We start from the raw sequence: 18,760 nt of genomic DNA, 5'->3' as shown, positions 1-18,760 counted from the left end.
CGAAGCCGAAGGGAGAAGCCCGGGAGAGCTGTCTCCAGATTACGTGCCGGAGGCCGGGAAAGCAGGAGGAAACCGGGTAGGGAGCCGCATTCTGAGACTCTTTTGAGGTTGCTGACCGTCAGGATCCATCAGCGTCCCGGGAGTTGTGTCCGTAAGGTGGCGGCGCTGCGGCGCTCCGGCGGAGACGTTGCCGTGCGGGGCGTCTCCGCCGGAGCGGCGCGGCGCCGCGGATCAGGGTGAGGCCGGGAGCCAGGCGGCGGCCGGGTTGGCGTCCAGGGTGGGGTCGCCCACAAGCACTGCCCGCTGGAGGCGCTGGAGCCTCGGCGAGGGTTCGAGGGCGAGTTCGGAGGCCATGGCCTTGCGGAGTTGCTGGAAGACCTCCAGGGCCCGCGCGCGTTGTTCGGAGCGGTGCAGGGCGAGGATGAACTGCCCGTGCAGGCCCTCGTGGAAGCGGTGCCTGACGACCAGGGACGCGAGTTCGTCGAGCACCCGGCGATGCCGACCGAGGTGCAGCTCGGCGGCGATCTTGCGTTCGGTCAGGGTGAGCCGGGACTGTTCCAGGCGGGCGACGTCCGCGCGGACGAGGCGGCCCTGCTCGACGTCCATGAGGGCCGGGCCCTGCCAGACGGCCAGGGCGTGGCGGAAGGCGTCGGTCGCGCCGGCGAGGTCGCCCGCCTGCAGGGCGTGGTCACCGGCGTTGCCGAGGGCCTCGTACTCATGGATGTCCAGCTCGCCGGGGGCGACGTTCAGCAGGTAGCCGCCGCGCCGGGTCTGGAGCCGCGCCGCGGCGACCTCGGCGGTGGACATCCCCAGGACCCGGGCGAACGCCTTTCTGAGGTTCATCACATAGGTGTGGATCGCCGACGCGGCGGTGCGGGGCGGGCGCTCGCCCCACAGCTCCTCGGCGAGGGTGGCCGCCGAGACCGCCGTTCTGGAGCGCAGCAGCAGCAGCGCGAGGATCTGCCGTTGTTTCATCGGATTGGGGGTCGCGTCGACCTCGCGATGGTGCGCCGATAACTCTCCTAACACGGTGAATCTCACAGATATCCTCCCGTTCGACACTCACCTGGTAAGACGCCGGATACCATCCTGCGCATTTCAGTTCGGCACGAGTGTTTCTCGGCGGTGAAATCTTGATTGCGAGACCGACGTAATTCCTTTACCAGAGGATGCGGTTCAGCGGTTCAGAGGTCCACGATGTGCAACACCAGGACGGTGGCGCTGAGAATTCCCAGGGAGATGGCGGGAATGAGCGCCTTGGGCGGGTCGGCGACGCGCCGGTGCCCGAGAAGGGCACCGGTCAGCAGCAGGACCAGGCCGGTGGTCGCGGCGATTCCCAGCCACTCCCACCACAATCCGGCCACCACACCGACGGCCGCCGACACCTCCAGCAGGCCGATCGCCTGCCACATCCGCATCGGCGCGTTCATGTGCTTCGCCTGCTCGACGGCGGTGGGATGTTTCACCAGCTTCATCGAGCCGGCGCCCGCGAAGGAGAAGGCCAGAATCACGGACAGGACAGTTATCGCGGCGGACATGGGAATCTCCGGGATCGGGCACGTCGGATGAAAAGGAGGTAAAAAGAAGGGGGCGGGAGCGGCGGAACGTCCGGGTCAGCCCCGGGCGACCGCCTCGCGCACGGCGGGCGCGATCTCCTCGGCGTAGACCTGGATCTGCCGCGCGGGGTCGGTGACCGGCGCGAGCACCAGGGCGCTGACGCCGCAGGTGAGGACCAGCTCGGTGAGCCGCTCGATCCAGGTCTCGGGGCCCTCGTTGAACAGGGCCTTCCCGCCCGGGGTGACGCTGCCCATGATGTTGTACAGGCGCCGCACGTCGCCGGGTTGGCGGCCGGCCTCGTAGGCGGCCTCGTCGACCCGCTTGTTGAGGGCGGGCAGACCCGCCGGGTCGACGAAGGGGTAGGACGGCAGCCAGCCGTCCGCCAGCCGGCCGGTCAGGCTCAGCATGCGCGGCTGGTAGGCGCCGACCCAGATGCTGATCGGGTGCGCCGGGGCGGGGCCCGGCTCGGCGCCGACGAGCCGGTGGTGGGTGCCGGGGTAGTCCACGGGCGCGTCGCCGGGCGTCCACATCAGACGGATGACGTCGATCCCCTCGGCCAGGGCGGCGACCGCCTCGCCGGGGGTGAGCTCGGGGGCGCCGAGCTGGCGGCCCTCGACGGCCCCGGCGCCGATGCCCAGTTCGACGCGCCCGCCGCTGAGCAGGTCGACGGTGGCGGCGGCCTTGGCGAGCACGGCGGGCGGGCGCAGCGGGAGGTGCGCGACGTCCGGGAAGAGGCGGACGCGGCGGGTCCTCGCGGCGATGACGGCCAGCGTGCTCCAGGAGTCCATGACGGCTCCCTGGTGCGGGTGGTCCATCAGGCCGAACAGCTCCAGCCCGCTCCCGTCGGCGAGTTGGGCGAGCTGGACGAGCCCGTCGGGCGCGGCGGCCTGCGGCGGCATGACGACGCCGAACTCCAGCGGCTGCGCGGACGGTTCCCCGGATGCGGCGGACGGGACGGAAGAAGGCGTAGCGGACACTCCGAGCCCTTCGGATCGGCGGTGCGGAATGTGGTCGGTTCATTACAGCTCATGGACACGAGCCGTAGGCGTTTGACAGCGTTACGGTTCTTGATGGCAGACGTAAGGGAGGGTGACGGTGCTCGATGTCAGAAAGCTCGTCCTGCTGCGTGAGGTCGGCGTGCGCGGTTCGATCGCGGCGGCGGCGCAGGCGTTGAACTACACGCGCTCCGCCGTCTCCCAGCAGCTCTCGGCGCTGGAGGTGGAGACCGGGGTGCCGCTGCTGGACCGGAGCAACCGGCGGGCGGGGCTGACGGCCGAGGGCCGCCTGCTCGTCGCGCACAGCGAGCGCATCCTGGCCCAGATGGAGGAGGCGGAGTCGGATCTGCTGGCGGCCAACGGGCAGGTGGCGGGCGAGCTGCGGGTCGGGGTGCCGTTCCACGACGGGCCGCCGGTGCTGATGTCGGCGCTCACCCAGGTGCGGGCCGCGCATCCGCAGCTGCGGATCACCATGCGCGGGGTGTCCTCGGGCGAGGGCCGGCAGGCCGTGCATCTGGGGCAGCTGGACCTGGCGATGGCCACCCGGTACGACCGGGTGCCCGAGCCCCAAGTGCCGGGACTGCACGAGGAGCCGCTGATCAGCGACCGGGTGCGGCTGGCGGTCGCGGCGGACCATCCGCTGGCCGGCGCCACGCCCCAGCCGCTGGCGCGGTTCGCCGGCGAGCAGTTCATCCTGCGGCCCGGCTCGGCGCTGGGGCGGCTGACGCTGCACCTGTGCGCCGAGGCCGGGTTCACCCCGGACGTGGTGGCGGACAGCGACGACATGCAGGCGGTGCTGGCGTTCGTCGCGCTGGGCTGGGGGGTGGCGCTGATCCCCGATCTCGTGCCGGACCGGCCCGGGTTCCCGGTGGTGCGGCTGCCGCTGACCGGCGCCACGCCGACCCGGCACGTCTCGCTGGTGGTGCGCCACACGACGCTGACCTGCCCGTCCATCGCCCGGGTCCTGCCGATGATCCGGCAGGCGGCCGACGAGCTGTCCCTGCGCGCGAACGGCGCCCGGGAGCGGCTACTTGCGGCCCACGACCAGTGACACCGGTCCCTCCAGGGGCCCGGCCGAGCAGTCGGTGAAGCCGGCCTCCCTCATCCACCCGACACAGTCGGCACCGCTGTAGTCGAAGCCGCCGGGGCTCTCCAGCAGCATGTGCAGACTCGTCAGCAGGCCGAAGGCGTTGGCGCGGCGGTCGTCGTCGATCATCGACTCGTAGACCAGGAGCACGCCGCCGGGCGGCAGCGCCTCGTACGCCTTCGCCAGCAGCATCCGCTTGGTCTCCAGGTCCCAGTCGTGCAGGACCCGGCCGAGCACCAGGACATCGGCCGTCGGCAGCGGGTCGGTGAGGAAACTCCCGGGCGCGAAACGGGCGCGGCCGGTCAGCCCGGCCTGCCCGAGGCGCTCCTCGAAGCTCTTGGTGACCTGGGGCAGGTCGAAGCCGATGCCGGACAGGTGCGGGTGCTCGGCCAGCACCTCGCCGAGCAGGATGCCCTCGGAGCAGCCGATATCGGCCACGGTGGCGTGATCGGCCCACGGGAAGGCGCGCGCCAGGGCCTGCGAGGCGGCCAGGGTGCCGCCGGTCATCGCCTTCTGGAAGCGGGCGGTGAGCTCCGGGTCGGCGTAGAGGGCGTCGAACGGGTCGCCCTCGTCGCCGCCGAGGTTGCTCTGCGGCTCGCCGGTGCGCAGGGCCGTGGTGAGGTTCCCCCAGGAGCGCCACCACAGCTCGTTCGCCAGCTCCAGCAGGCCCCCGATGTAGGTGTCCTGGGCGCGGTCGAGGAACAGCGCCGAGTCCGGGGTGTTGCGGTACACCCCGTCCTCGCGGTCCAGCAGGCCGAGGGCGACCTGGCTGTCGAGGAAGTCGCGGGCCGCGCGCGGGTGCAGGCCGAGGCGGGCGCGCAGGGTCTCGGCGTCGGCGGGGCCGGCCGCGGCCAGGTCCGTGTAGACGCCCAGCTCCAGGGCGGACAGCAGGCACTTGGCGGACCAGAAGCCGAGGCCGAGCTGCACGATCCGGTCCTGCGCGGCACCGGTCGGCGCCCCGGTGTCCGGCGCGGTGCCCTCGGCGAGGGCGGCGAGGACGGGGGCGGTGTCGTGGCGGTCCTCGAAGTGCGTGACCCGCCCCCGGTCCAGCCGCCACACATGGGTGAAGGGAACGGTGGCGCTGCCGCCGCCCGGCGCCCGCACCAGGTGGCTTCCGAGCACCACCACCCGGTCGCCGACCGGGACGAACTCGGCGGGCTTGACGTGCAGTTCGGCGAAGACGGCGCGGGTCCGGTCGAGCAGCAGCCGGACACCCCCGGGACCGCGACGGGTGCCGCCGACGCCGTGCGCGGAAAGGCCGTCCGGGAGCGTCCACCGGACGTCGGGGGCGAGCAGGGCGAGCAGACCCTCCGTGTCGCCCCGTTCCATGGCCTGGTAGCAGTCCTGGACGAGGGAGATCTCTGCGGGCACGGGCGGTTCCCTTCCATGTCGTCGGGGTCGGAATGACGTGCGCAACGTGCGGGAAGGCGGCTCGCGGCGGCGGGCGCGCCCCGTCAGGTGGTCGCGCCCCGGTGGTCGCCGAGACCGGCCGGGACGGCGGCGTGGCGCGGATAGCTGCCGAGCACGCGGACCCGCGCGCCGAGGGCGGGCAGCGCCGCGATGGTCCGGCGGACCACCGCGTCCTCGATGTGGCCCTCGACGTCGATGAAGAAGTGGTAGCTGCCGAGCCGGTTGCCGGTGGGCCAGGTCTGGATCCAGGTCGGGATGACGGCGTGGGTGGAGAAGACGGTGAGGACCCGGGCGAGCGCCGAGGGCGCCCCGTCGCCCACCGAGATGACCAGGGAGGTGCGGTCGCGACCGGTGGGGTCGGGGCCGGCGGCGCTGCCGCCGACCGCGACGAAACGGGTGACGGCGTCGGAGCGTTCACCGATGCCGGACTCCAGTGTCCGCAGCCCGTACAGGTGGGCGGCGTGGGCGGCGGCGATCGCCGCCCGGCCCGGCCGCGCGTCCCGGGCGACGTCCCGGGCCGCGGCGGCCGTCGAGGCGGCGGCGACCGCGCGGGCGCGCGGCAGCCACCGGGCGAGCCACCCGCCGCACTGCGCGAGGGCGTGCGGGTGGCTCACGACCTCCCGCACGTCCACCAGTGTCGAACCGGGCACGGCCATCAGGTCGAAACGCACCGGGAGTTCGATCTCGGCACTGATGGAGAGCCGTCCGGCGCCCGCGAGTTGGTCCAGCGTCGCCTGCACCACGCCCTTGACCGAGTTCTCCAGGGGGACCACGGCGGCCACGCACTCGCCGCCGATCACCGCCCCCAGCGCCTCGGGCACGCTCAGGTACGGCTCGCGGATCACACCGGAACGCGGCGGGACGAGGCGCCGCAGCGCCTCCTCCGTGAAGGTCCCTTCCGGGCCCAGGTAGGCGTATCGCATCGCAGGCCCCTTGGGGGTCAGGACTCGATGAGCCGCTGGAAGAGGACGGTGTCGAAGATGTCCTCCATGCGGGCCGCCCTGCCGTCGCGCATCGTCCATGAGTGCACGAAGTCCAGGGTCGCGGTGTGCCCGCTGAGGGAGGTGACCTGCCGGGTGCCGAAGACGACGACGCGGTCGCCCCGGTCGAAGAACTCCTTGGGCTCCAGCCGCATGCCGCCCAGCACGGTGGCGACCTTGGCGAGGAACTCCCGGACGCCCGTGTGGCCGAGTTCGGTGCCGCCCAGGCCGTAGGTGTCCATGCCCTCGGGGTGCACCCATTCGACATCGGGCGTCAGGACCGCGAGGAGGGCGTTCACGTCGCGCTCGCGGAAGGCGGCGTAGGCGGCGTGCACACAGTCGATGTTCGTGGTGAGTTGAGACATGGTCGAAAGGCTCCTTGTGGCGCCGTGTGTCCGCTCGTGGGTGATCGGTGGGGGTCGTCGCGCCGGCCGGCCCGGGGTGGCCGGGCGGCCGGATCAGGTCTGGGCCAGGTCCTTGACGTGCTCGGGGTGCAGCGCCAGCAGCGTGCGGCGGATGCCCTCGCGCCACGGCACTTCGCACGGACCGGTGAGCGCCATCCGGCGGGCGGGGTCGAACTGGTAGGTCTCGCGGGTCACTTCGGACTTCACCAGCCGCGCGGGGACTCCGGTGAGCTCCTCCAGGTACCGGACGCAGTCGGTGATGCCGACGGCCTCGTCCCCGCCCCAGTTGGTCAGGGTCACCGGGACGTCCGCCGCCGCCCAGAGCTGCGGCACCTGGCGGACCAGGTCGTCGGTGTAGATCGGGGAGCACCAGTTCTGGCCGGACATGGGCACCGGGATGGGCTCGCCGGCGAGCATGCGCTTGAAGTAGAGCATCGGCACCCCGCCGTAACCACCGGGGCCGTAGGCGATGTTGAGCCGGGCAATGGTGGTCGGCAGGCCGAGGGTGTGCGCGAAGGCGCGGACGGTGCCCTCGGTGGCGATCTTGCCCACCGGGTAGGCCGGGAGCCAGTCGGCGCGGCCGTCCAGCGGGTCGTTCTCGGTGTAGGCGTGGCTCAGGCTCTGGCGCGCGTAGAGGGCGCCCGTCGAGACGTAGAGGAACGCCTCGGCGGTGCGGCAGTGGGTCATCAGCCGCCCGGCGGCGACCGCGTTGACCTCGACGGCGGCGTTGAAGTCGCCGTCGTCGCCGCGCCGCACGGCGGAGTGGATGACGTGGGTGAAGTCCTCCGGCAGCCCTTCGAGCATGTTCCGGCGGGTGTCGTCCATGTCCCACCGCCAAGTGGTGATGCCCCGCTCGTTCAGCTCCTGTTCGACCCCCGGGGTGCCGAACCGGCCCACGCACCACACCTCGTTGTCCGCCGCGAGGTGCTCCGCGACCGGGCGGGCCACCTGCCCGGTGCCGCCCGTGATCAGGATCTTCTTGCCCTTCATCGGTCCTCCCTGGTTCGCGTGGTTCGCGTGGTCGGCGTTGTTCACACCATTCACGTCGTTCGCGCCGTCGGGCTTCCGCCGGCGGCCGGGGGCGTCCCCGGTCAGCTCTCCTCACCCATCGCGCGGTCCAGCTCCCGGCGCAGGATCGCCTGGAAGGCGGCGACGTGGTTCGGGCCCATCAGCGTGTAGTGCTCACCCGGCACGTCGATGTACCGGTTCGGCTCCCTGCTGTGCTCGTCCCAGCGGCTCAGCTCGTTACGCAGCCAGTCCTCCTTGGTGCCGCGCAGCGGCACGGCGTAGAAGACGCTCATCGAGCGGACGGCGCCGGAGGGCTGGTAGCTGCGGCCGAGGTCGGTCAGCCGGTCGGCCAGCTCGGCCCACGCGCTGAACTTCTCGATGTTCAGGTCGAGTTCGGCCAGACGCTGCGGCGGTGCGAGGGCCATCAGCCGGGCTATCTGCTCCTCCCTGGCCAGTCCGCGCAGCTCGCCGGGCAGGTCCCGGGACTGCTTCTTGGTGATCAGGGCAAGGAAGAACGCCAGGTTGACGGCGGTCTCGCCGAAGTCCAGCTCGTCCATGCGGTACTTGATGTGCGGGGGCAGGTTGAAGCTGCCGACGAAGTCGACCCGCTCCCCCTGCGCCTCCAGGGCCTTGGCGATCTCGAAGGCGACCATGCCGCCGTAGGAGTAGCCGGCGAGGGCGTAGGGGCCGTGCGGCTGCCGCTCACGGATGGCCCGCAGGTAGGTGTCGACCATCTCGGCCACGCCGGCGAACGGCTTCTCCCCGGGGTTGAAGCCCCGGGCCCGCAGGGCGTAGAAGGGCCGGTCGCCCACGAAGTACTTGGCGAGGTTGACGAAGACCAGCACCTCGCCGACCCCCGGGTGCACGCAGAACAGCGGTGTCTTGTCCCCGCTGGTCTGCATCGGCACCACCGGGTCGTAGACGGCGGGCGCGCCGTCCGTGGTGGCGCCGGGCGCCAGTGCCCGGGCCAGCTGCCGCACGCTGGGGGCCCGCAGCACGGTGATGACCTGGAGGTCGGCGTCCAGCCGTTCGGCCACCGAGCTGCGCAGCCGCAGGATGTCGAGCGATGTACCGCCGAGGTCGAAGAAGTTGGCGGTGACGCTGACGCGCTCCGGCTCCGTCTCGAACAGCCCGGCGTAGATCTCGGTCAGGATCCGCTCGGCGGCGTCGGCGGGCGGGGTGTAGCCGCCGAGCCGGCGCAGGATCAGCTCCTCGACGCGCGCGGTGACGTCCGCGAAGTGCCCGGCCTCCAGGCGCTTGCGCAGCAGGGCGCGCTGGATCTTGCCGAGGCTGGTCTTGGGGAAGGCGTCCTTGGGCAGCGGCAGGATCAGCGAGGGCCGGAAGCCCCAGTGCATGACGACCGTGCTGCGCACGGCGCTCAGCAGCCGGTACAGGCCGGTCTCGTCGTCCTCGGCCACCTCGGCGTGGAAGGCGATGACGAGCTGCTCGGTGTCCTGGCCGGGCGCGCGGGTGGGGAAGGCGGCGACATAGGACGCGGCGACGCCGTCGAGCTGTTCGAGGGCCGTCTCGATGTCCTGGCTGAAGTAGTTGACGCCGTTGACGATGATGCTGTCCTTGCTGCGGCCCACCAGGGTGAGCCGGCCGGCGTCGTCGATCCGGCCGAGGTCGCCGCTGCGGAACCATCCGTCGGCGGTGAAGGCGGCGCCGGTCGCCTCCGGGTTGCGGTGGTAGCCGGTCGTGATCATGGGGCCCTTGAGCTGGAGTTCGCCCACCTCGCCGGTGGGCAGGGCGGTGCCGTCGTCGTCGGCCACCCGCATGCTCATGCCCTTGATGGCGGTGCCGAGGTTGGCGAACTCCTGGCCCACGTCGGCGCCCGGGAAGTCCCGCGAATAGACGCTGCCCGCGCAGGTCTCGGTCATGCCGAACGCCGGCCACAGCGCGCCGGGACGCAGGCCATAGGGCGCCATGGCCGCCAGGAACGCCTGTCCGGTGGCGGTGACCACGGCCTCGCCGCCGCTGATGATGTGGCGCAGCGGGGTCAGGTCGAGGGGCTCGCCCGCCCCGATGCGCCCGGCCGCGTTCTTCACCAGCCCCAGAAGGAAGTTGGGGGTGAAGGTCATGGTGACGCGGTGCCGGGAGAGCAGCCGGACGAACGACAGCGGATCGCCGAGCACCACGGACGGCTCCACGTGGAGTTGGCGGGCGCCGACGGACAGCGGCAGCAGGTGGCACTCCAGGAGGGCGGCGACGTGGTCGAAGGAGATCCAGTTGAGGCTGGTGTCCGCGGCGCTGAGCCGGTGGTGGCCGTTCTTGCCGGCCATCGAGGCGACCAGGTTGGCGTGCGAGAGCATGACGGCCTTGGAGTTGCCGGTCGATCCCGAGGTCAGGACCAGCAGGGCGGTGTCCGCCGGGTCCGCCTCGTGGGTCTCGGTGGCGGGCTCGGCGCCCGCCAGGCTCTCCAGCGTGGTGACGGCGATCTCGACGCCGGGCGGCAGCTCGGCCGCCAGGACCTCGCTGGTGAGCAACAGGGGCTCATCCAGCAGCCGCTGTACGTGGGCGAGTTGGGCGGCCCACCGCTCGGGGTCGCCGCGCAGCGGGGCCATCGGGCAGGGCACGAACCCGCCCAGCAGGCAGGCCCACAGCGCCGGCAGGAAGTCCTCCGGGCGCTCCAGCAGCAGGGCGACCTTGTCTCCGGGGCGCAGGCCCCGTCCGCGTATTCCGGTCAGGAGGCGGAGGCTTTCCCGCAGTAATGCGGGATACGACTGGAAGCGCTCGGCGCCGTCGGCCTCACCGAAACAGTAAAGCACTCCGGAATCCGGATTGACACGCGCCGCATGGGGCAGGAGTGAGGCGATGGTGGGAAACGACGGTGCGTTTACCAGCTCTGTGGCTTCAAGCTCAATCATGGCCGATACCGACACCTTTCTTTTCTCGGCATGAGCGCACACAGACAAGAAGGTGAATACGGGATTTTCCCCTCCCAGGACTCCCGGGGCAAATCCAGAGGCAACGCGGGGTCAGTGCGTTCGCGCCTTTATCACTGGACCTTATCGACTGTAGCAACCATCCGTCGGCAGGCCAACGCGCTTCATCGCCGCTTTAGCCGCGCTTCATCGGTGCTGTATCGGCCCTTGACCCCGGGCCTGAGCGGCGCTTCGGGCGAATATCGCGTGGTCACCGGGAAAGCCCTTCCGGGCCGCCGGTCACGGCTGTGACGGGAGCCGGCCCCGCGCCATGCGGAACGATTTCGCGACGCCGCCCCGGCGACGGCGGAATGCGCGGCCCGGCACCGGCCCGGAGTTTTCCCGCCCGGCACCAGCGGCGGCCCTTCAGCGGCCGAGAGATTCCATGACGACGGCCCCCGGAAGCTGGCACAGAGCCTTTCCGGGAGCGATCAGCTTGCCCCGGCGGCGTCCGCTGCCGAGCAGGACGTGCGGCAGATCCGCGACGGCGGCGTCCAGCAGGACGGGCCAGTCGGCCGGAAGGCCGATCGGCGTGATGCCGCCGTACTCCATCCCGGTCTCCCCGACCGCCGTCGCGTGGGGAGCGAAGGACACCTTGCGCGCGTCGAGCCGACGGCGGACCACGCCGTTGACGTCGACGCGGGTGCTGGAGAGCACCACGCAGGCGGCGAGCCGCGTCTCACCGCCGCGCCGGGCCGCGACGACCACGCAGTTGGCCGAGAGGGTGAGCAGTCCGGCGCCGTGGGCGGCGACGAAGTCGTCGGTGTCGGCCAGCGCGGGGTCGGTGTCGACGTAGAGCAGCTGGTCGGCGGGCACCGGTCCGCGCCAGGCGCGGACCGCCTCGGCGACCGGGGCGGTGAGCAGCTCCAGGACGTCGGGGGCGGGGCGTGCGTCGTCGAAGTCGCCGATGGGTGCGCGCATGGGCCGCACCGTACCAGCCGGTCCGGGCGTCAGCGAGGCGCCGCCGGGACGGACACCGCCATGGTCATCTCGACCGGCTCCGGGCCGTCGTTGCGGTAGCCGTGGGGCACATGGGTCTCGAAGGAGGCGGAGGTCCCGGCGGGCACCAGGTGGTCGGAGCCGTCCACGGTGAGGGTCAACACCCCGGCTGTGACGTGCGCCAGCTCGGAGGTGCCCACCGGGTGCGGGTCGGAGGCGTGGCCCTCGCCCGGCATCAGCCGCCAGCGCCACAGCTCCAGCGGGCCGGGGGCCTCGGTCCCGGCGAGCAGCGTGCTGTGACTGCCGGCCTCGGTGGACCACAGCCGGACGGCCTGCTCGGGGGGGACGAGGCGGACGGCGGGAGTCCGTTCGAAGTCGAGCAAAGTGGTGATGCTGACGCCGAGGGCGTCGCCGACCTTCACCACCGTGCCGACGCTCGGATTGGTCCTGGCCTGTTCGATCTGGATGAGCATGCCCCGGCTGATCCCGGCGCGGGCCGCGAGGGCGTCCAGGGTCAGGCCGCGCTCGGTCCGCAGCCGCCTGAGGTTCTGCGCGAGCGACTGCGTGAGCTGGTCGAGATCGGTCACGGATGCCTTCTCGTGCGCGTCGACAGAGAACGTTGAATATTTTGCATGACGGAGTCCATCTTTTTGAACTACGCTCGGGTGGACGCCACCGTTCACCACACTGTACTGCGAAGGAGTCACGATGGTTGCCCTGGCCCTGGCCACCAGCCTGTTGTGGGGGCTCGCCGACTTCGGCGGCGGGCTGCTGACCAGGCGCATCCCGGCGCTGACCGTCGTGGTCGTCTCGCAGGCGCTGGCCGCCGCCGTGCTCGGCGCTCTCGTCCTGGCCACCGGGGCCTGGAGCGCGGCCGACGCGCGGCTGTGGTTCGCGGTCGCGGCCGGCCTGATAGGCCCGCTGGCGATGCTCTTCTTCTACCGCGCGCTGGCGCTCGGCCCGATGGGAGTCGTCTCGCCGATGGTCGCCACGGCGGTGGCGGTGCCGGTCGGCGTCGCGCTCCTCATGGGCGAACGCCCGGGACCGGCGCAGTACGCGGGCATCGCCGTGGCGTTCACCGGCGTGGTGCTGGCCGGCGGCCCCGGGCGGGGCGGCGGAGCGGTCCGGCGGCAGACGCTCGGCTACACGCTGGTGGCCGCGTTCGGCTTCGGCGCGGTGCTCGCGCTGATCGCGGAGGCGTCCACGACCGTCACCGGGTTGTTCCTGGCGCTGTTCACGCAGCGCGTGTGCAACATGCTGGCCGGCGGAACGGCCCTGCTGGTCGCCGCGCGGCGCGGCGCCCCGGTGCTGCCCGAGGGCGGCCGGCCGGCGCTGACGCGGGCGCTGCCCTCCCTGACGTTCGTCGGCCTGGCCGACGTGGCGGCCAACGCCACCTATGCCCTGGCGGCCTGGATCGGCCCGGTCACCGTGGCCGCCGTGCTCGCCTCGCTCTACCCGGTCGTCACCGCGCTCGCCGCGCGCGGTGTGCTCCGGGAGCGGCTGCGGGCCGTCCAGGCCGCGGGCGCGGGTCTCGCCATGGCCGGCACCCTGCTGCTGGCATCCGGCTGAGCGCTCGGCCTGCCGGGGGGCACTTCCCCCCGGATGGCCGGAAGAAGCCCGACTCGACTGGTTTCACACCGATTCAAGGGGTAGGCGTGGTGTTTGGGCCGTCCGCGAAGCCGTGAGGAGTCAGGGCACATGACCGACGTTTCGAGCAAGGGACCCGCACCCGGCGACGACCGGAGGCCCCTGACCAGCCGGCAGGGCCATCCGGTCTACGACAACCAGAACCAGCGGACGGTCGGCGCCCGCGGCCCGGCGACGCTGGAGAACTACCAGTTCCTGGAGAAGGTGAGCCACTTCGACCGCGAGCGCGTCCCGGAGCGGGTCGTCCACGCCCGCGGCGTGACCGTCTACGGCCACTTCGAGTCCTACGGCGCCTGGGGCGACGAGCCGATCGGCCGCTTCACCCGCGCCAAGCTGTTCCAGGAGCGCGGCAAACGCACCGACGTGGCCGTGCGGTTCTCCACCGTCATCGGCGGCCGGGACTCCTCCGAGGCCGCCCGCGACCCGCGCGGCTTCGCCGTGAAGTTCTACACCGAGGACGGCAACTGGGACCTGGTCGGCAACAACCTCGGCGTCTTCTTCATCCGGGACGCCATCAAGTTCCCCGACGTCATCCACGCCCTCAAGCCCGACCCGGTCTCCCACGAGCAGAAGCCCGCGCGGATCTTCGACTTCATGTCGCAGACCCCCGAGAGCACGCACATGCTCGTCAACCTCTTCAGCCCGCGCGGCATCCCGGCCGACTACCGTCACATGCAGGGCTTCGGCGTCAACACCTACAAGTGGGCCAACGCCGAGGGCAAGACCATGCTGGTGAAGTACCACTGGATGCCCAAGCAGGGCGTGCGCTCGATGACCGAGGAGGACGCCGCCAACGTCCAGGCCGGGGAGCTCGGCCACGCGACCAAGGACCTGTACGAGGCCATCCGCCGCGGTGACTTCCCGGAGTGGGAGCTGCTGGTCCAGATGATGGACGACCATGACCACCCGGAGCTGGACTTCGACCCGCTGGACGACACCAAGGTCTGGCCCGAGCAGGAATTCCCGCCCCGGCCGGTCGGCCGCATGGTCCTCGACCGGACGGTGGACAACTACTTCGCCGAGAACGAGCAGATCGCGTTCGGCACCGGCGTCCTGGTCGACGGGCTGGACTTCTCCGACGACAAGATGCTGGTCGGCCGCACGTTCTCCTACAGCGACACCCAGCGCTACCGCGTCGGCCCCAACTACCTCCAGCTCCCCGTCAACCGGGCCAAGAACGCCGAGGTCCGCACCAACCAGCGCGACGGTCTGATGACGTACGCCGTGGACGAGGCGGGCGAGAACCCCGAGGTCAACTACGAGCCGTCGATCACCGGCGGGCTGCGCGAGGCGCGGTACCCCACCACCGACGACCAGGGCCCGGAGATCCGCGGGCGCCTGACCCGCGAGCGCATCCCGCGCACCAACGACTACCTCCAGGCCGGCCAGCGGTACCTGCTGATGGAGGAGTGGGAGCGGGACGACCTGGTGACGAACTTCGTCGACCTCATCTCCCAGTGCGCCCGGCCGGTCCAGGAGCGGATGGTCTGGCACTTCCTGCTGGCCGAGAACGACCTCGGGCTGCGGGTCGGCGCGGGGCTCGGCATCAGCCCGGAGGATGTCGCGCACCTGGAGCCACTGGCCTCCCAGGACCTCACCGACGAGGACCGGCAACGTCTGGCGCATCTGGGCAAGAACCCGCCGCGCGACGTCACCGGACTGACCATGACCCACTGCGTGCCGAACACACGGCACGTCGTGACCCGCTGACGGCCCGGAGCACCGCCCGCTGGGCCCGTGGCTCAGCAGTCCAGTCGTTCAGCAGTCCAGTCGTTCAGCTGTTGGGGCGCAGCGTCCACACGACGGTCATCTCGCCAGTCACCGCGCCGTCCTCGCGCTGGATGGCGACCGCGATCTCGAACTCCGGGCGCCCGCCCGCGTCCAGCTCCGCGATGACGTCCGCGGCCGGCCGGCCGAGGGTCGCGGTGGCGGTGACCGGCCCCTTGGCCAGCTTCCGGAAGTGGATCTGAGCCGTCACGGGCAGCGGCACCGCCCGCGAGAGCTGGTCCCCGAAAGCCCCCAGGACGACGGCGCCGCTCGCGGACTCGGCCAGCGCGAACATCGCGCCGGCGTGCGGGCCGCCGACGTGGTTGTGGTACTCGGGCTGGTCAGGGAGGCGCAGGACCGCGCGGTCGGCGCCGGTCTCCAGATACTCCAGGTTCAGGGTGCGGACCATGGGGACCGTGGCGGTGAGCCAGTCGGCCAGGGAGGTCTTGCTCTCAGTCATGGCCACACGTTACCAGCGGGTAATCAACGCGAGGAGAGTCGCGACGTCGCAGGTGGACAGCGATTGCGCGGACCGGCGTGCCGAACCGCCCGCCGCGCCCGTAAGGTCACGCGCATGAGGCCAGGAGAACAGCGGCCGGGGGGCGAGCCCGCCACCCCGTGGTCCAACCCGTACCAGCAGCCCGGCTATACGCAGCCGAACCCGTACCAGACGCAGCCGGGCGCCCAGGTCCCGCCGCCACCGCCCACCCCCCAGCCCCAGCCGCCGTCCGGCCAGTGGGAACAGCTCTCCGGGCCCTGGCAGGCCCCCTCCGGCCAGGGGGAGGAGCCCACCCCACCCCCGCTCCCGCCACCGCCCGCGGGGGGCGGCGGCGGGAGCCGGCGGAGCGTGACGGCCGTCGCGGTCGTCGTGGCCACGGCGGTGCTCGCGGCCGGCGTGATCACCGGCGTCGTGATCCTGGGCGGGGACGACGAGGGCGCCCCGGAGGCCGCACCCGGCGACCCGACGCCCGAGCCGACCGACGACGAGACCCGCCGCGAGGACCTGCCGCCCGACGACCCGCGCCGGGGCGTGACCCAGGTCCCCGACCCGGTGGTCGCGCCGGACTGGCAGGTGCGGACGATAGAGAACCGGCACAACGCCTTCGACGTGCCGCCCGACTGGGAGCTGGGCAGCGAGAGCGAGCTCGTCGGGTACGAGAACGAGGGCGCGGCCGACGACGACGGCTTCGCCGACCCGTTGGTCACCATGTCGGCCCCCGCCACCTACATGGACGGCTGGTGCGCCGAGGCCGAGTACGGCGTGAGCTGGCGCGCGGTGGCCGGCACCAAGGGCGGCCAGGGCGCCACCGGCACCGCCGAGGCCGCCCGCAACGAGGCCGGGAGCTGGGCGCTGGCCGCCTACGACCAGGAGGAGCGCGGCACCCTGCGGGTCTCGGAGTCCGAGCCGTTCACCAGCGAGCACGGCATCGAGGGCCACACCGCGACGGCGACCATCACCGACGTGCCCGACGACCCGGAGGACCAGTGCGGCACGTCCGACGGCAAGGTCGTCACCGTCTCCTACATCGACCTCAACAACGACCTGGCGACCTGGGTACTCGTCATGGACACCGGCTTCGAGGGCGAGCTGGACGACGAGACGATCGAGGCGATGATGAACAGCCTGCGCCCGTTCCCCGCCGAGGACGCCGGCTGAGCGGTGCCGCGTGCTCGGGCCGCTCAGCCGCAGGCCGCTCAGGCCACGGTGAACGTGCCGGACGGCGGGCGCGGCGACGGGACGGCCGCGCCGTCCGGCACCGGAACGGCGCCCCCCACCAGCCGGGCCAGCGCCTCACCGTGCACGGCCCGCGCGGGGAACACGTCGGCGGCTGCCCGCCGGGCCAGCTCGGCGAGCGGCAGCGGGGCGCCCGAGGCGACCAGCACCGTGTTGCCGAAGCGCCGGCCGCGCAGTACGGCCGGCTCGGCGAGCAGGCACATCTGGCCGAAAACCGCGCCGAAGGTGGCGAGCTGGGAGCGCAGGAAGGCGAACGGGACGGCGTCGGCCAGGTTCGCCGCGTAGATCCCGTCCGGCCGCAGCACCCTGCGGATGTCCCGGGCGTAGCCGAGCGTGGTCAGGTGCGCGGGGATCAGGGCGCCGCCGAAGACGTCCCCGACGACGATGTCCGCCGAGGCGGGCGCGGTGGCGGTGAGCGCGGCGCGGGCGTCCGCTATCTCGACGGCGATCCGCGCGCCGCCGGGCAGCGGGCACCGCTCGGCGATCAGCTCGGCCAGCCCCCGGTCGGCCTCGACCACCCGCTGCCCGGACCCCGGCCGGGTCGCGGCGGCGTAGCGCGGCAGCGTCAGCGCGCCGCCGCCCAGGTGCAGCACGTCCAGCGGCCTGCCGGGCGGCGCGGCGGTGTCCAGCGCGTGGGCGAGCATCCGGACGTACTCGAACTCCAGATGGGTCGGATCGTCCAGGTCCAGATACGACTGCGGCGCGCCATCGACGGTGAGCAGCCAGGCCCGTGGGCGGTCGAGATCGGGAAGGAGGCGCGCGGTCCCCAGATCGGTCGTCCTCGTCACCGGAATGGGCTCGTTCACCCTTCCATTGTGACCGGTGTGTCCCGGTCCGCGAGCCCGCGTTTCCGGGCATCGGGCGGCGTGGCTTAAAGTGATCTCGCTCCACCCCCCGTCACCCTTTCGGCACTACCCCGGGACGCTGTCACCTCCATGTCGTGGTTCGAATCACTCGTTCTCGGGCTCGTCCAGGGGCTGACGGAGTTCCTGCCGATCTCCTCCAGCGCGCACCTGCGGCTGACGGCCGTCGCGTTCGGCTGGGAGGACCCCGGCGCCGCGTTCACCGCGGTCTGCCAGATCGGCACCGAGGCCGCCGTCATCATCTATTTCCGCAAGGACATCGCGCGGATCATCTCGGCCTGGTTCCGGTCGCTGCGGGACGCGCGGGTCCGGTCGGAGCCGGACGCGCGGATGGGCTGGCTGGTGATCGTCGGCTCGATCCCGATCGGCGTGCTCGGCGTGACGCTGAAGGACTCGATCGAGGGCCCGTTCCGCGACCTGCGGCTGATCGCCGTCAACCTGATCGTCCTCGGCATCATCCTCGGCGTCGCCGACCGCCTGGCGGCCAGGGACGCGACCGGCGGCCGGCACCGGGCGATCCGGGAGCGCAAGACACTGGACCAGCTGAGCGTGCGGGACGGCCTGATGTACGGGCTGTGCCAGGCGATGGCCCTGGTCCCGGGCGTCTCCCGCTCGGGCGCCACGATCACCGGCGGCCTGTTCCTGGGCTACCGCAGGGAGGCGGCGGCGCGGTACTCGTTCCTGCTGGCCATCCCGGCGGTGCTGGCCTCGGGCCTGTACGAGCTGACGGAGATCGGCGGCGAGGACACCCATGTCTCGTGGGGCCCGACGATCCTCGCCACGGTGATCGCGTTCTTCGTCGGCTACGCGATCATCGCGTGGTTCATGAGGTTCATCTCGACCCGCAGCTTCATGCCGTTCGTCTGGTACCGGATCGCGGTCGGTGTGGTGCTCCTGGTCCTGATCCTCGCCGGAACCCTCGACCCGAAGGCCGGCGAGGACGTGGACGAGGGGCCGATCAGCACGTCCGAGGCGTGATCCCCTTCAGAGGTCGCTGAAGTCGGGGATGGTGATCGAGCCGTCCTCGGCGAGGGCGAACCCCGGGTTGTGCGCGACCTCCCAGGGGTGGCCGTCCGGATCGACGAAGACGCCGGAGTAGAAGCCCAGGGAGTTGGTGACCGCGGGCTTGGTGACGGTCCCTCCGACCCGCTCCGCGGTCGCGAGCAGATCGTCGACCTCCGCCGCCGACCGCACGTTGTACGCGAGGGCGATCCCGCCGAAGCCGGCCTCGCCCCGGTCCCCCAGGCCGCAGTCCCGGGCGAGCTTCTCGCGGCCCCACAGGACCAGGGCCAGTCCGCCCGCCTGGAAGAAGACGGTCTCCTCGACCTCTTGGCCCCGCCAGCCCAGGGCCTCGTAGAAGGCCCTGGCACGAGCCACATCGGAGACTCCCAGAGTGATCAGACTGATGCGCTGTTCCATGCGATCAGGCTAGCGCCGGCCGACC

18 protein-coding genes are annotated in these 18,760 nt (G+C 72.0%); 5 read left to right on the top strand and 13 right to left on the bottom strand.

Annotated features, from left to right (window positions below; genetic code table 11):
- Positions 1 to 231 precede the first annotated feature (231 nt).
- From OIE51_RS25735 to OIE51_RS25725, 3 genes are all read right to left on the bottom strand, one after another.
- Positions 232 to 975, bottom strand: a complete 744-nt coding sequence (locus OIE51_RS25735) for an AfsR/SARP family transcriptional regulator (RefSeq protein ID WP_326600255.1) — start codon at positions 973 to 975, stop codon at positions 232 to 234.
- 209 nt (positions 976 to 1,184) lie between these two features.
- Entirely contained in the window at positions 1,185 to 1,538 is a 354-nt protein-coding gene (locus OIE51_RS25730; RefSeq protein ID WP_326600253.1) for a DoxX family protein, read from the bottom strand.
- Positions 1,539 to 1,613: 75 nt separating this feature from the next.
- Positions 1,614 to 2,456, bottom strand: coding sequence for an LLM class flavin-dependent oxidoreductase (locus tag OIE51_RS25725; protein ID WP_326600252.1), 843 nt, complete (start codon positions 2,454 to 2,456; stop codon positions 1,614 to 1,616).
- Between the two features lie 196 nt (positions 2,457 to 2,652).
- Between OIE51_RS25725 and OIE51_RS25720 the strand changes: the two genes are divergently transcribed.
- Positions 2,653 to 3,603, top strand: coding sequence for a LysR family transcriptional regulator (locus tag OIE51_RS25720; RefSeq protein WP_326600251.1), 951 nt, complete (start codon positions 2,653 to 2,655; stop codon positions 3,601 to 3,603).
- On the opposite strand, the gene OIE51_RS25715 is transcribed toward OIE51_RS25720, so the two are convergent.
- The 7 genes from OIE51_RS25715 to OIE51_RS25685 all read right to left on the bottom strand — a co-directional run bounded on the left by OIE51_RS25715 (position 3,580) and on the right by OIE51_RS25685 (position 11,891).
- Positions 3,580 to 5,010 carry a methyltransferase gene (locus OIE51_RS25715; protein WP_326600250.1) on the bottom strand — a complete coding sequence of 477 codons (1,431 nt, stop codon included), beginning with the start codon at positions 5,008 to 5,010 and terminating at the stop codon, positions 3,580 to 3,582. The two genes, OIE51_RS25720 and OIE51_RS25715, sit on opposite strands and share 24 nt — an antisense overlap.
- A gap of 83 nt (positions 5,011 to 5,093) precedes the next feature.
- Complete coding sequence (pheA, locus tag OIE51_RS25710) at positions 5,094 to 5,972, bottom strand: prephenate dehydratase (protein WP_326600249.1); 879 nt, start codon at positions 5,970 to 5,972, stop codon at positions 5,094 to 5,096.
- Between the two features lie 17 nt (positions 5,973 to 5,989).
- The gene (locus OIE51_RS25705; protein ID WP_326600248.1) at positions 5,990 to 6,394 is read right to left on the bottom strand and encodes a nuclear transport factor 2 family protein; all 405 of its coding nucleotides are present in this window, start codon (positions 6,392 to 6,394) and stop codon (positions 5,990 to 5,992) included.
- Positions 6,395 to 6,487: 93 nt separating this feature from the next.
- Positions 6,488 to 7,423, bottom strand: coding sequence for an NAD-dependent epimerase/dehydratase family protein (locus tag OIE51_RS25700; RefSeq protein ID WP_326600247.1), 936 nt, complete (start codon positions 7,421 to 7,423; stop codon positions 6,488 to 6,490).
- A 101-nt stretch (positions 7,424 to 7,524) separates the two neighbouring features.
- Positions 7,525 to 10,308 (bottom strand): non-ribosomal peptide synthetase, encoded by a 2,784-nt coding sequence (locus tag OIE51_RS25695; RefSeq protein ID WP_326600246.1) that lies wholly within the window; start codon positions 10,306 to 10,308, stop codon positions 7,525 to 7,527.
- A gap of 423 nt (positions 10,309 to 10,731) precedes the next feature.
- The gene (locus OIE51_RS25690; RefSeq protein WP_326600245.1) at positions 10,732 to 11,286 is read right to left on the bottom strand and encodes a YbaK/EbsC family protein; all 555 of its coding nucleotides are present in this window, start codon (positions 11,284 to 11,286) and stop codon (positions 10,732 to 10,734) included.
- 29 nt (positions 11,287 to 11,315) lie between these two features.
- A complete protein-coding gene (locus OIE51_RS25685) occupies positions 11,316 to 11,891 on the bottom strand; it encodes a helix-turn-helix domain-containing protein (protein ID WP_326600244.1) in 576 nt (191 codons plus the stop codon).
- Between the two features lie 121 nt (positions 11,892 to 12,012).
- On the opposite strand from OIE51_RS25685, the gene OIE51_RS25680 reads away from it, so the two are divergent.
- Positions 12,013 to 12,873 carry an EamA family transporter gene (locus OIE51_RS25680; RefSeq protein WP_326600243.1) on the top strand — a complete coding sequence of 287 codons (861 nt, stop codon included), beginning with the start codon at positions 12,013 to 12,015 and terminating at the stop codon, positions 12,871 to 12,873.
- Positions 12,874 to 13,002: 129 nt separating this feature from the next.
- Entirely contained in the window at positions 13,003 to 14,661 is a 1,659-nt protein-coding gene (locus tag OIE51_RS25675) for a catalase (protein ID WP_326600242.1), read from the top strand.
- A 64-nt stretch (positions 14,662 to 14,725) separates the two neighbouring features.
- On the opposite strand, the gene OIE51_RS25670 is transcribed toward OIE51_RS25675, so the two are convergent.
- Positions 14,726 to 15,178, bottom strand: a complete 453-nt coding sequence (locus OIE51_RS25670; RefSeq protein ID WP_326600241.1) for a DUF4442 domain-containing protein — start codon at positions 15,176 to 15,178, stop codon at positions 14,726 to 14,728.
- Between the two features lie 114 nt (positions 15,179 to 15,292).
- On the opposite strand from OIE51_RS25670, the gene OIE51_RS25665 reads away from it, so the two are divergent.
- A complete protein-coding gene (locus OIE51_RS25665) occupies positions 15,293 to 16,375 on the top strand; it encodes a hypothetical protein (RefSeq protein ID WP_326600240.1) in 1,083 nt (360 codons plus the stop codon).
- 38 nt (positions 16,376 to 16,413) lie between these two features.
- Here the strand turns inward: OIE51_RS25665 and OIE51_RS25660 are convergent, their stop codons facing one another.
- Positions 16,414 to 17,259 (bottom strand): spermidine synthase, encoded by an 846-nt coding sequence (locus OIE51_RS25660; RefSeq protein ID WP_326600238.1) that lies wholly within the window; start codon positions 17,257 to 17,259, stop codon positions 16,414 to 16,416.
- Positions 17,260 to 17,388: 129 nt separating this feature from the next.
- Here OIE51_RS25660 and OIE51_RS25655 point away from each other — a divergent pair, with 129 nt between their 5' ends.
- Positions 17,389 to 18,294 (top strand): undecaprenyl-diphosphate phosphatase, encoded by a 906-nt coding sequence (locus tag OIE51_RS25655; protein ID WP_326600237.1) that lies wholly within the window; start codon positions 17,389 to 17,391, stop codon positions 18,292 to 18,294.
- A 6-nt stretch (positions 18,295 to 18,300) separates the two neighbouring features.
- On the opposite strand, the gene OIE51_RS25650 is transcribed toward OIE51_RS25655, so the two are convergent.
- Positions 18,301 to 18,735 carry a VOC family protein gene (locus OIE51_RS25650; protein WP_326600236.1) on the bottom strand — a complete coding sequence of 145 codons (435 nt, stop codon included), beginning with the start codon at positions 18,733 to 18,735 and terminating at the stop codon, positions 18,301 to 18,303.
- Between the last annotated feature and the right edge of the window lie 25 nt (positions 18,736 to 18,760).

It is taken from the genome of Streptomyces sp. NBC_01803, assembly GCF_035917415.1.
Lineage (GTDB): Bacteria > Actinomycetota > Actinomycetes > Streptomycetales > Streptomycetaceae > Streptomyces.
Note: the sequence above shows the minus strand (reverse complement) of the source record. Positions and strands in the feature narration are given on the sequence as shown.